Below are 12,667 nucleotides of genomic sequence, written 5' to 3'. Positions count from 1 at the left end.
AATAAGGTTTAAAGGGGGATAATTTAGTCGGTTGTTGACTTCTTTTAGCATAAGTTGGCATTGTCTGTTGTTGTAAATGATGTTTTACGGTGTTACGGGATATACCCAACTCACTGGCAATTTTTCGAAGGCTTTGTCCTTGTGCAAAGCGAACATGAATATCCACAAATATCTCCTTGGTTAACATAAATTATCCGTACAAAAATGTGCGAATAATACCAAGTGGATCAGTTTTAGATGATCGTTAGTGGATCAGTTTTGCATGATCGGTGACAGTAAGCCCTGTGAAAATATCACAGGGCTTTTGTCGTTTATTAAAAACAACTTGTTAAATATATAAATAGTTTTTTATAAAGTATTTTGTTTTTATTTTTCTTGAACTTTAGGATGTAATTATGCTTCTAAATGATGAGTTTTATCTATTATCTATGTATTAGCTAGGTTCATAAATATTCGATTTTTAAGGGCTATTTGAGGTGGCAAAAAAAATTTATTCTGTGCGCTATATTGCAGGCCAACCGGCAAAGCGTATTTTACCTGTATCTGAATATACGCTCGACGATGATTTACCTATAGGGATGCCACTATTCTCAGAAAGTGATGAGTTAAGCATTGTTTCATGGAATATTTATAAACAGCAACGTCCAAACTGGTATTCAGTTTTAAATAAATTAGTCATAGATAAACATTTAATTTTATTACAAGAAGCGCAAACCTCACCTCAACTTATTGATTTTGTCGTCTCTCAACATTTAGTCGCTGATCAAGTACCGGCAATTGTTTTCCCTCAACACGCTTCTGGAGTAATGACGCTAGCAACATCCCATCCCATTTATTGTTGTCCTTTGCGCGAAAAAGAACCGTTACTTCGTTTACCGAAATCAGCGTTAATTACCGTTTATCCGCTACATAATGGCCAAAATTTGATGATTATTAATATTCATGCGGTTAATTTTAGTTTTGGTGTAGATATTTATAGTCGGCAGTTACACAATATCGGGGAGCATATTAAAAGACATCAAGGGCCAGTGGTTTTTGCTGGAGATTTTAATACTTGGAGTCGCCAACGTATTAATGCACTTAAACGTTTCACGCGCAGTTTACGAATGAAAGAGGTCAATTTTGATCCCGATGTGCGCACTATAATTTTTGGTTACCCATTAGATTATGTTTTTTATCGTAGTCTGACTCTTCTCGATGCAGAAGTGATTAAAACGGAATCTTCTGATCATAATCCCATTTGTGTCAAATTTAGTATCAAATAGTTTTAATAAGAGAACAAAAAAATAGAAATACTGATTCAGCACTTCTATTTTCAACATTATGTTCGCGATCTGATTATGATAGAAGCTATTAATGTTATTTTGTTGATATATTCTCTTTTTTAACAAATAAGTAGTAAGTCATTGACAAGCATACGATCCAAATCATTCCTACGATCAGTGCAACGCGTGTATCTTTAAAAAAGCCTAACAGCACGATGACAAACATCATAAATAAGATGGTGATGAGTGGACCAATCGGCCAAAATGGAACTTTAAATTTCAGTTTGCTTGCTGTTTCAGCGCTCATTTTTCGGCGCATAGCAACTTGAGAAAGTAATATCATTAACCAAACCCAAACGGTAGCGAATGTCGCTAAAGAGGCAATTATTACAAAAATATCTTGTGGAATAATATAATTGAGATAAACGCCAATTAGCATGATGACCGACATAACAACCACGGTCATCCAGGGGACACCAGTGCGGCTAACTTTCATAAATGAGCGAGGAGCTTGTCCTTCTTGAGCCATACCATACATCATTCGTCCCGCTCCAAAGATATCACTATTAATAGCAGATATGGCAGCCGTAATGACAACAATATTTAACATATTCGCAGCAGAAGTGATATTTAAATTGGCAAAAATTTGCACAAATGGGCTACCATTCTGCCCAATTTGGTTCCAAGGAAAAATGCACATTAAGATAAAAAGCGTTAAACCATAAAATAGTAATATACGCAATGGTACAGCATTAATGGCCTTAGGGATGGTTTTTTCTGGTTCCTTAGCTTCGCTGGCCGTAATGCCGATTACTTCAATACCACCAAAGGCGAACATAACGATTGCTAACGAAGCAATAATTCCTTCTATGCCATTTGGCATAAAACCACCATGTTGCCAAAGGTTAAATAAACCTGTTTCATGATGTTCGGTACCTTGACCGAAACCGAATAACATAATTGCACCGCCGCCAATGATCATTGCAATAATGGCAATTACCTTAATAATTGATAACCAGAATTCCATTTCGCCAAAAATTTTCACATGACACAAATTCAATGCGCCAATAAAAAGAACAATACTTAATACCCATATCCATTGATCAACATGCGGAAACCAAAAACGCATATAAGTTCCAAAAGCGGTTATGTCGGCTAGACAGACAATTAACATCTCAAAAATATAATTCCATCCAGTTAGAAAACCGGCTAATGGTCCCATATAGTGGCTGGCGTATTGTGAAAAAGACCCAGGTACTGGATGATGAACCGCCATTTCACCGAGAGCTCGCATGACCATGAAAACTGCGGCTCCACCGATCATATAGGCAAGCAGTACTGCAGGTCCTGCAGCCTGAATCGCTGAGGCTGAACCATAAAAAAGCCCTGTACCAATTGCGGAGCCTAACGCCATAAAGCGAATATGCCTGCCAGTTAATCCCCGTTTAAGTTGATTTGTATTGTTCATGTGTTGTCTTTCCATCTTACTTTTAATGTGCTGGATATGCTCCCAGTTCACAACCTAAAGGGTTTTGATAACTACAAAGCACAAGTTGTTTACCATAACATAAAGAAAGGTGTTCTAGGGATAGATATCTGCAATAATAGGCAAATTATTAAGTTATTTTAGAGAACGTTATGGATTATCCAATTAATCAGATTTTTCAAACAATACAGGGAGAGGGCTATTTTACTGGAGTAGCAGCAATTTTTGTTCGTTTACAAGGTTGTCCAGTCGGATGTAGTTGGTGTGATACTAAGCATACTTGGGCTAAAAATAAGCAACAGCAACGGCCATTATCGATAATTTTAGCTAAAAAGAGCGACAATGAGGAATGGGCAACGTGTAGCTCAGAACAAATTATTGATTTATTTGAACAGAATCATTACACCGCACGTCATATCGTAATTACGGGTGGAGAGCCTTGTTTATATGATCTCACTGAATTAACTACTAACTTAGAAAAAAAAGGTTATCAGTGTCAAATTGAAACAAGTGGAACACATAATATTTATTGTTCTGAAAAAACGTGGGTAACCGTATCGCCAAAAGTGGCGATGCGTGGGGGTTATAAGATATTACCGGCAGCGTTAAATCGGGCCAATGAAATTAAACATCCTGTCGGTCGCCAAAGAGATATTGATGCATTAGAATATTTGATTAACCAGCTTGCGCCCAATCACCCTGCACCGCATATTTGTTTGCAACCGATTAGTCAAAACGCAAATGCAACTAACCTTTGTATTGAAACCTGTATTAAGCGTAATTGGCGCTTGTCAGTTCAAATGCATAAATATTTAGATATCGCTTAATAATATTCAGCACCAAATGGTGCTGAAAATAAAGAGTTGCGTTTATTTACCGCGATAAATACAACCTGCATTACACGTTTCTTTAATCATAATCGAACTTAATTGTGGCAACATCGGTTTCATTTTATGCCAAATCCAACGTGCAATAACTTCACTGGTAGGATTCTCTAACCCTTCTATATCATTAAGATAATGATGATCTAATTGTTGCCATAAAGGTTTAAAAGCTTTAGAAATATCGCTGAAGTCAACGACCCAGCCTGTTTGTGGATCAATTTCACCGGTTAATTCTAATCTGACCATAAATGAGTGCCCATGTAAACGTCCACATTTATGTCCTGCGGGAACATGGGGTAGTCGATGGGCAGCCTCAAATTGAAAGTCTTTAAAAATTGTTGCGCTCATTATGGCACCTATCAATTGGATTAATGCAAACATTTTATCTGGATGAATGCATTTTTTATATTAGAAACTTTTGATTAATTAGTCTCATTATGTGAATTAAAGATAATTTAATCATTTTAAAAATGAGATAGGGTTATATTATCTTATTATCTTGGTGTTGTGTTATAACTTAATGAATATAAAATAAAATGAAAAGATTTTTCAGCACAATTTTTACTCCAAATTAGAAAAACATTTGCCCAACAAAATATTTTAAATTAATTAACTTGTTAGTCGGTAAAAACAAACTTTTTTTTGACATATAGCTAAGCTATACTTTGTCAATAAAAATACCCGTTTGACTCTATTTCAGGTTTATTTGTCAATTTTTATTAATAACTTATCTGTGATCGGTAGCCTCATGGGATAAGTTGTGGGATGATGAGTGAGTCTTGCAGAGGGCTTCGATGCGGAAATTAGCGTTGATATTGTTGGCGGTGCTTTGCTGGTTACAGTATTCACTGTGGTTTGGTAAGAATGGTGTCCATGACTATTTGCGTGTGAAAAATGAAGTTGCAGCGCTAGAGACGTTGAACATGACATTTAAAGTACGCAATGAACGTTTATTTGCTGAAATAGATGATTTGAATGAGGGACGTGAAGCGATTGAGGAGCGAGCTCGAACTGAACTTGGTATGATTAGACCTGGAGAGTCTTTTTACCGTATAGTGAATGAGAATTCTTTTCCCAAACATAAATAAAATTTTTAATTAATGATATTTTGTCGGGCCACCAAAATATTTAAAAACATTATGACGAAAAAGTAGTGATTCATAAAAATAGTCTACAACAATGAATAAATTCATATCTAATCATAAAATGCAGGTTGCTGCTTTAATACCTGCCGCTGGTATTGGCAGTCGTATGAAAGCTGATTGTCCCAAGCAATATTTGAAAGTAGCGGGGAAAACAATTATTGAGCATAGTATATCTGCTTTACTTAAGCAGCCAAGAATTTGCCAAATTATTGTTTCGTTGAATAAAGATGATATTTTTTTTCATCAATTAGCTATTGCGAAAAATCCAAAAATTAAAACCATCACTGGGGGTTGTCAAAGGGCTGATTCAGTTTTGGCTGGACTGAATTATTTATCAGACAATTTACAGCTAGATCCTTGTTGGGTTTTAGTTCATGATGCAGCTCGACCTTGCTTACATCAAGCTGATTTAGATAGTATTATTCATTTTATTGATAGTCAGCAATCTTCTTATGGTGGTATTTTGGCTGCGCCAGTAAGAGATACCATGAAACGTTCAATTCAAGGAAAAATAGATATTAGTCATACTGTTGAACGAAGTGAACTTTGGCATGCGCTGACGCCACAATTTTTTCCTTTAGCGTTAATCAAAAACTGTTTGACTCAAGCATTAGCGCAAAAAGCAGTAATTACCGATGAGGCTTCTGCGCTTGAATATTGCGGTTACCATCCTCAATTGCTGGAAGGTAGAGTTGATAATTTGAAGGTTACTCAACCAGAAGATTTGATGTTAGCAGAGTTTTACCTTTCCCGCGCTTTATAAGACTATTGTTAGGAGTATCGTTCATGCGGATTGGACATGGATTTGATGTGCATAAATTTGGTGGAGATGGCCCAATTACAATTTGTGGAGTGAAAATTCCCTATGAACAAGGATTAATAGCGCATTCCGATGGCGATGTCGCCTTACATGCATTAACAGATGCTATTCTTGGTGCAGCAGCATTAGGTGATATCGGTAAACACTTTCCTGATACCAGTCCCGCTTTTAAAGATGCAGATAGCCGCAATTTGTTACGCGAGGCGTATTCGCAGGTGTTAAAAAAAGGATATTGTATAAGTAATCTTGATATCACAATTATTGCTCAAGCACCTAAAATGCTGCCATATATTGCTGATATGCGCAAAAATATAGCAGATGCTCTTGGTTGCCATATTGATGATGTCAATGTTAAAGCCACCACGACGGAAAAACTTGGATTTATTGGTAGAAAAGAAGGCATTGCTTGTGAAGCGGTGGCTTTATTAGTAAAGGATAATAGTCATGACGGTGACAGCACTTCAGTGGCTGCATGGTAAACCAGTAGCAAGCGGAGCAATAAAATTAACCGCTGAAGATTTTATTGTGCGTGAAAATCTCGGATTTTTGCCTGAAGGTGAGGGTGAGCACCTCATGGTTTATGTTAGAAAAAAGGGTTGTAATACTCAATTTGTAGCCGAACAGCTGGCTCGTTTTGTTGGTATCTCTTCACGTAGTGTCAGCTATGCTGGGTTAAAAGATCGGCAAGCAGTGACTGAACAGTGGTTTTGTCTCCATTTGCCAGGTAAGGAAGACCCCGATATTAATCAGTTTTCACTAGCAGGATGTGAAATTTTGCTAGCGAAACGACAAAAACGTAAATTACGTATCGGTTCATTAAAAGGCAATGATTTTGAGATAACTCTTCGACAAATTAGTGATCAGCGAGCGGTGGAAACACGTTTGCAACAAATCAAAATATTGGGTGTAGCTAACTATTTTGGTGAACAGCGTTTTGGTCGAGCGGGTAATAATCTTGTGCAAGCTGAGCGTTGGGCAAAAGGTGAAATTGAAGTTAAGCAGCGAAACAAACGTAGTTTTTATCTCTCTGCTGTTCGGAGTGTTATATTTAATTTTATCGTCAGCGAACGGATACTCAATAATAAAATACATCAGATAATAGACGGTGATGTTATGCAATTAACCGGTAGTGGCAGTTGGTTTGTTGCTAAGCGTGAAGAATTACCTCAATTACAAGAGAGATTGCAGGCTGGTGCAATCCAAATCACAGCTCCGCTTTATGGTGAAAAAGAATTAGGAACTCAATCAGTAGCGAAACTGTTTGAACAACAATGTTTAACCCATTTTTCTGTTTTATTGCCATTGCTGCAAGCAGAACGAACAAATTTGATCCGGCGAGCGATCATTGTTGTTCCACAAAATATGCATTGGGAATGGTTAGAAAAGCAAACCCTAAAACTGTCTTTTTCATTACCTAAAGGTAGTTTTGCCACCAGTGTAATAAGAGAATTGATTAATCAATCTACTAAAAATATTATTGATATTGACGAATAGTATTCAATTAAAAAATAATGTTGCCAATGATAATTCTTATTATATTTATATAATAAGATTTGAAATTTAATAATTATATTAACTGGTTGTTTTTTTAAAGATATTGCATTTTTTTGCAATAAGCTGCATTAAGGTAAAAATTCTATTTTGACATTATCAGTTAGATGCTACGGCTTGCTTACAACGCTTAATTAGATAATGTTGTTATTAACTGAAGTCAAAACAAAATTGACTGAAAATAGGTGATCAAATTTGCACAATAGGCATTAAGAGCAAGTGAAAATATTAAAATTTAATCAATAAGTTTAATAAAAAATTAGCGGTTAATAGCTCGGATGATGGTATTCCTGTTTTTATAAAAGTTAATTTACTTATTTTGTCCATTATTGACTGGTCTTGTTAATAGTATTTAATCAACCATCCTTTATACTTTTTTAATATTTATTATAAATTTTTATTGATTACTGTATTGCTAGTTAGATATTTGGTTAGGATAGGATATTCACTGGATATTATTTTGACTTCTCGTGTTGATGTTATTTAAAAACAATAATTGTAATTAGATATTTTATTATTTTTCAGTCAGTTGTTAAAAGAAACAAAATTATATTGTTATTTTATTACATTCACTTACGCTAATATTAGACCTTCATTTTTCTATCATAATTTGATGTATTTTTATTGTTACTTAATGATATTCTTGCTGTAATCTATTATTGACGCTATTTTCAACCCATAATCTTTTTTTATCATAGATGATAATAGTTGGATAAAATAGCCTGGTTCTTAATATATCGTTCAATATAAATCAATGGGATACAATAATGCTAAGGATATTGCTAAGTAATGATGATGGTGTAACAGCAACTGGCATCCAAACGCTCGCAACTGCGTTACGTAAATATTATTTCGTTCAGGTTGTTGCACCTGATAGAAATCGAAGTGGAGCATCAAATGCATTAACACTTCATAAACCATTACGAATAGCCAAGTTAGCCAATGGAGATATCTCAGTACAAGGAACACCAACGGATTGCGTTTATTTAGGCGTTAATCAGCTTATTCGCCCCTCTCCTGAAATCGTCGTTTCGGGTATTAATCATGGACCTAACTTGGGTGATGATGTTATTTATTCTGGTACCGTTGCAGCAGCGACAGAAGGTCGTCATCTTGGATTACCGGCACTTGCGGTCTCATTGAACGGCGAAACACATTTCCAAACAGCGGCAGAGGTAACTTGTCATTTATTAAAATTATTACAAAAAACGCCATTAAAAGCTGGTAATATTCTTAATATTAATGTTCCTGATATTCCTATGGCGGAAATTAAAGGTTACAAAGTAACACGGTGTGGTAGTCGTCACGCTGCTCAGAAAGTTTACTCATCTGAAGATCCAAGGGGAGATATGGTGTATTGGTTAGGGCCTGTCGGAGAAATATGTGATGCTGGCCCAGATACTGATTTTGCTGCAGTAGCAGCGGGATATGTTGCTATCACACCGTTACAAGTGGACTTAACCGCTTATAAGGATCAGCAAGTTGTTAAAGATTGGTTACTAAAAGCAGAGGCAAGTGAGGAATGCTAAAACGGTCAATGAGAGATTTATTGACACAACTACGCCATCAAGGGATTAAAGATGAAGCGCTATTGGCAGCTATTGCAAAAGTTCCTCGTGAGCGTTTTGTCGATGAAGCACTTTCACATAAAGCTTATGAAAATATTCCTTTACCTATCGGTTTTTCTCAGACCATTTCGCAACCTTATATTGTTGCTCGTATGACGGAATTACTTGCGCTTTCTCCCACGGACCATGTATTAGAGATTGGTACTGGTTCGGGTTATCAAACCGCCATTTTAGCGCATCTTGTCGCGCGGGTTTTTTCGGTAGAACGTATCAAGGGATTACAATGGAATGCGATACGTAGATTAAAACAACTTGATCTACATAATATTTCAACACGTCATGGAGATGGTTGGCTGGGATGGGCTTCTAAGGGGCCTTTTGATGGTATCATTGTCACAGCGGCGCCAGCAGAACTCCCTCTTGTGTTGCTTGAACAGTTGAAAGATGGTGGCCGAATGGTATTGCCTGTCGGTGAGAAAAAACAGATGTTAAAAGTAATTAAACGCCAGGGTAATGATTTTCATGCTACAACAGTAGAACCGGTGCGATTTGTTCCTTTAATCCCTGGAAGTTTGGCATGAAATAGGTAATATTTTAGCGATAGATAATTTAAGGTTTTACTAATCTCTGCTTTAATAAACATAATAATTTATTATTTAGCTAGCGCAATAAATTGTCGATTATGACTTACATTATCGATTTTTATTCAAGATTTGTCTTCATGGGAGAAGAAGTATGAATTTTAACAGCCCAAAATTTGCGATTCGCTGGGCAACTATCAGTATAATAACAGGCATAATGTTAATAGGGTGCTCGACACCATATCATCCAGCCGCACCAATTAGTAGTGTCCATGATAGTAGCCGCCCGACTAATACTTATCCTGCTGTCAATGCATCATCCAAAAGTACGCCAACACCCTCTTCTCCTAAAAATATTTCTGTTAGTAATCAAAATAGTAGTATATATCAGCCAGTGATGCCAGCACCTAAGACTAATACCGATGGTCGAATAATTTATAACCGAAATTATGATAATATCCAAAAAGGAAGCTATAGTGGTAACACTTACACCGTTAAAAGAGGTGATACCCTGTTTTATATTGCTTGGATAACAGGCAATGATTATCGTGATCTAGCGCAACGTAATAAAATTACAGAACCTTATAGTTTAAATGTTGGACAAGTACTTAATATTGATAACAGTTCTACCGATGCAGAAATAGTGGTTGCTAATCGTACTCCGAATACAAATGTTGATTCTCAGCCAACTAATGCGTATGCTTCATCTGTCAGTGAACAAAATTCAGGTAAGATGTTACCGAGAGCAACCAAGCCATTAACACCTTCTACGCCGCCTGCAACAACAGCATCTTCGGGCTTAAATAGTAATAGCGTAGTGAATTCCGTAGGTAAGTGGCGCTGGCCGGCCGAAGGGAAAGTGATTGAATCTTTCTCTGATGTGCAAGGCGGTAATAAAGGCGTTGATATTGCTGGATCGCGTGGTCAGCCTGTTTTTGCAACTGCAGCAGGAAGAGTGGTTTATTCTGGAAATGCATTACGTGGATATGGAAATCTTATAATAATAAAACATAACGATGACTATCTGAGTGCCTATGCTCACAATGATACTATATTAGTTCGTGATCAACAGGAGGTTCAGGCAGGGCAAAAGATTGCCACTATGGGTAGCAGCGGTACAAGTTCGGTAAGATTACATTTTGAAATTCGTTACAAGGGAAAATCAGTAAACCCGTTGCGTTATCTTTCGCAGCGATAACTTGGACAGATTGCTTGTCAATGCTGTCTGCATTATCAAGGGTAGGAGTGACTGATGAGCCAAAATTCGCTAAAAGTTAACGAGTTATATGACGATTTAGACGAAACTAGCATGGATGCGGAAGCTTTCGATGAAAGCTTGCTAAAAGAAGAGGACTTAAATCTAGAGCAAGATGATGATTTAGATTTATTTCAAAATATTAATCAACGCGTTCTAGATGCAACTCAGCTTTATCTTGGTGAAATTGGATATTCACCTCTTCTGACAGCGGAAGAAGAAGTATTTTATGCAAGGCGCGCTTTACGTGGAGATGCAGCATCACTTCAGCGTATGATTGAGAGTAATTTACGTTTGGTTGTAAAAATTTCTCGTCGCTATAGTAATCGTGGTCTTGCCCTACTGGATTTAATTGAAGAAGGCAATCTTGGATTAATTCGGGCGGTTGAAAAATTTGATCCGGAAAAAGGTTTTCGTTTTTCAACTTATGCAACATGGTGGATCCGCCAAACTATTGAACGAGCAATCATGAATCAGACGCGAACTATCCGCTTACCGATTCATATCGTTAAAGAGTTAAATGTTTATTTGCGTATTGCAAGAGAATTGGCTCAGAAACTTGATCATGAGCCAAGTGCTGAAGAAATTGCAGAACGCTTAGACAAACCGGTAGATGATGTTAGTCGGATGTTACGACTAAACGAGCGTATTTCTTCTGTTGATACGCCAATCGGCGGTGATTCAGATAAAGCGTTACTTGATGTGTTATCTGATGATAACGATTCAGGGCCAGAAGGAACTATCCAGGCTAACAATATGAAAGAGAGTATTGTTAAATGGCTGTTTGAACTTAATGCAAAACAGCGTGAAGTATTAGCGCGACGCTTTGGTTTATTGGGCTATGAATCGGAAACGTTAGAAGAAGTAGGGCGAGAGATTGGCCTTACTCGAGAGCGTGTTCGTCAGATACAGGTTGAAGGTTTGCGCCGATTAAAAGATATTCTGCATAATCAAGGCCTTAGTATGGAATCTTTATTTAAGACCTAATATCTTTTTCAATATCGCTAATATTAATAAGGTGGGAGGAAAACCCACCTTTTTGTTTGTCAACAGATAGGCACGCCGCCATGAAATTTAAAATCGCTATCCGGCGTTTGGATTAATTCAGCCTCGATGTTAGCAATATATGGGATCTTTTGCTGAATGTTTTCATTAGAAATAGCTTGCGCTAAAACTAAATAATCTTGATAGTGGCGAAATTCTGATCTGAGTAGTGAAATATAGAATTTAGCTAAGGGTGTTTCGAGATGGGGGCAAGTTTAGCAAAACGCTTGCAAGAGCGCGCTTCGATATAAGCGCCAATGATCAGTTTATCAATTAATGTATTTGGTTCATGATGACTAATATGGCACTGTTGCAAACATGGGTATGTACAGCGCTTTTATATAATAACAGAGAATTACATTTAAAAAAGTCTGTTCACCAGATGTACCTCATCTAAGGGATGGCCATAGTAAAAGGGTTCTGCTTGACCTCTATGCAGCGCCCTAATCACTTTAATTCCTTTTATCGTCGCGCAAGCCGTGTTCATCGATTTGAACCCTAAATGGCATTGTTTATCTGTTTCAGTTTGCCATGATCGCATTCGATCACGTTGTTTCGATATTTTATCTGTCAGTACTCAACGTCTGGCGGGCATTTGCCCGCTTGCTTCAGTAATGCCAGAGCATGTCTATATGCAGGCGCTTTGTCCATATTAATAAATTGGGGAAGCTGCTACTTTTTCACGTTATTGAGGATTTTATCAAAAAACCGATAAACCGCTTTAGTTTTACGACGTGATAAAAGATAAAAATCAATGGAGTGACCTCTGTTGTCAACGATCACCGAAAACTGATCCACTTTTTATCTAAATCCGATCAATCAAAATTGATCCACTGTTTTACTCAGTTATTGCTCCTGAGCGCCGCTTATCTTTCAATCGGTAGCTTTCACCGCTTAATTGCAGTACATGCGAATGATGAAGTAAACGATCAAGCATAGCGGCAGTTAATGTTGCGTCATCAGCAAAAGCACTTGGCCATTGCCCAAATGATAGGTTACTCGTCAATATGACACTGCCATGCTCATAACGCTTGGCAATCACATTGAAAAACAGGTTTGCTTCTTCTC

At 37.1% G+C, this 12,667-nt stretch carries 14 protein-coding genes and 2 pseudogenes; 10 read left to right on the top strand and 6 right to left on the bottom strand.

The genetic code is table 11. The features are described from left to right. The coding region (locus G468_RS0113930) for a helix-turn-helix domain-containing protein (protein ID WP_026823630.1) at positions 1 to 187 on the bottom strand (187 nt) is incomplete at its 3' end. Between the two features lie 289 nt (positions 188 to 476). On the opposite strand from G468_RS0113930, the gene G468_RS0113925 reads away from it, so the two are divergent. Beyond that, positions 477 to 1,265 carry an endonuclease/exonuclease/phosphatase family protein gene (locus G468_RS0113925; protein WP_026823629.1) on the top strand — a complete coding sequence of 263 codons (789 nt, stop codon included), beginning with the start codon at positions 477 to 479 and terminating at the stop codon, positions 1,263 to 1,265. A 94-nt stretch (positions 1,266 to 1,359) separates the two neighbouring features. Here G468_RS0113925 and G468_RS0113920 read toward each other — a convergent pair whose 3' ends face one another. Then, positions 1,360 to 2,733, bottom strand: a complete 1,374-nt coding sequence (locus tag G468_RS0113920) for an amino acid permease (protein WP_026823628.1) — start codon at positions 2,731 to 2,733, stop codon at positions 1,360 to 1,362. Between the two features lie 170 nt (positions 2,734 to 2,903). Here G468_RS0113920 and queE point away from each other — a divergent pair, with 170 nt between their 5' ends. After that, positions 2,904 to 3,578 (top strand): 7-carboxy-7-deazaguanine synthase QueE, encoded by a 675-nt coding sequence (gene queE, locus G468_RS0113915; protein ID WP_026823627.1) that lies wholly within the window; start codon positions 2,904 to 2,906, stop codon positions 3,576 to 3,578. Positions 3,579 to 3,620: 42 nt separating this feature from the next. Here the strand turns inward: queE and queD are convergent, their stop codons facing one another. Continuing rightward, on the bottom strand, positions 3,621 to 3,983 hold the full coding sequence (gene queD / locus G468_RS0113910; RefSeq protein WP_026823626.1) for a 6-carboxytetrahydropterin synthase QueD: 363 nt from the start codon (positions 3,981 to 3,983) through the stop codon (positions 3,621 to 3,623). Between the two features lie 446 nt (positions 3,984 to 4,429). Between queD and ftsB the strand changes: the two genes are divergently transcribed. The 8 genes from ftsB to rpoS all read left to right on the top strand — a co-directional run bounded on the left by ftsB (position 4,430) and on the right by rpoS (position 11,542). Then, positions 4,430 to 4,723, top strand: a complete 294-nt coding sequence (ftsB, locus tag G468_RS0113905; RefSeq protein ID WP_026823625.1) for a cell division protein FtsB — start codon at positions 4,430 to 4,432, stop codon at positions 4,721 to 4,723. Positions 4,724 to 4,814: 91 nt separating this feature from the next. Beyond that, on the top strand, positions 4,815 to 5,543 hold the full coding sequence (gene ispD / locus G468_RS0113900) for a 2-C-methyl-D-erythritol 4-phosphate cytidylyltransferase (protein WP_026823624.1): 729 nt from the start codon (positions 4,815 to 4,817) through the stop codon (positions 5,541 to 5,543). A gap of 23 nt (positions 5,544 to 5,566) precedes the next feature. Continuing rightward, positions 5,567 to 6,079, top strand: coding sequence for a 2-C-methyl-D-erythritol 2,4-cyclodiphosphate synthase (gene ispF / locus G468_RS0113895; RefSeq protein ID WP_026823623.1), 513 nt, complete (start codon positions 5,567 to 5,569; stop codon positions 6,077 to 6,079). Next, positions 6,045 to 7,094 (top strand): tRNA pseudouridine(13) synthase TruD, encoded by a 1,050-nt coding sequence (gene truD, locus G468_RS0113890; protein ID WP_026823622.1) that lies wholly within the window; start codon positions 6,045 to 6,047, stop codon positions 7,092 to 7,094. The genes ispF and truD overlap by 35 nt, the downstream gene beginning before the upstream one ends. 824 nt (positions 7,095 to 7,918) lie before the next feature. Next, positions 7,919 to 8,680, top strand: coding sequence for a 5'/3'-nucleotidase SurE (gene surE, locus G468_RS0113885; RefSeq protein WP_026823621.1), 762 nt, complete (start codon positions 7,919 to 7,921; stop codon positions 8,678 to 8,680). Next, positions 8,674 to 9,300 carry a protein-L-isoaspartate(D-aspartate) O-methyltransferase gene (locus G468_RS0113880; RefSeq protein ID WP_034250046.1) on the top strand — a complete coding sequence of 209 codons (627 nt, stop codon included), beginning with the start codon at positions 8,674 to 8,676 and terminating at the stop codon, positions 9,298 to 9,300. The genes surE and G468_RS0113880 overlap by 7 nt, the downstream gene beginning before the upstream one ends. A gap of 154 nt (positions 9,301 to 9,454) precedes the next feature. Continuing rightward, a complete protein-coding gene (gene nlpD / locus G468_RS0113875; RefSeq protein ID WP_026823619.1) occupies positions 9,455 to 10,498 on the top strand; it encodes a murein hydrolase activator NlpD in 1,044 nt (347 codons plus the stop codon). Between the two features lie 54 nt (positions 10,499 to 10,552). Continuing rightward, positions 10,553 to 11,542 (top strand): RNA polymerase sigma factor RpoS, encoded by a 990-nt coding sequence (gene rpoS, locus G468_RS0113870; protein WP_026823618.1) that lies wholly within the window; start codon positions 10,553 to 10,555, stop codon positions 11,540 to 11,542. 59 nt (positions 11,543 to 11,601) lie between these two features. On the opposite strand, the pseudogene miaE reads toward rpoS, so the two are convergent. The 3 genes and pseudogenes from miaE to G468_RS0113865 all read right to left on the bottom strand — a co-directional run. Then, a pseudogene (gene miaE, locus G468_RS23045) lies at positions 11,602 to 11,903 on the bottom strand (tRNA isopentenyl-2-thiomethyl-A-37 hydroxylase MiaE); the annotation flags it as partial. Positions 11,904 to 11,960: 57 nt separating this feature from the next. Further along, positions 11,961 to 12,376 (bottom strand): annotated as a pseudogene (locus tag G468_RS23040) (DDE-type integrase/transposase/recombinase); the annotation flags it as partial. A gap of 61 nt (positions 12,377 to 12,437) precedes the next feature. Then, positions 12,438 to 12,667, bottom strand: a 230-nt coding sequence (locus G468_RS0113865) for an ATP-binding protein (RefSeq protein ID WP_026822599.1), incomplete at its 5' end; no start/stop codon positions are given.

It is taken from the genome of Arsenophonus nasoniae DSM 15247, assembly GCF_000429565.1.
Lineage (GTDB): Bacteria > Pseudomonadota > Gammaproteobacteria > Enterobacterales > Enterobacteriaceae > Arsenophonus > Arsenophonus nasoniae.
The sequence above is the reverse complement of the archived record's forward strand: the minus strand, read 5'-3'. Positions and strand labels throughout refer to the sequence as shown.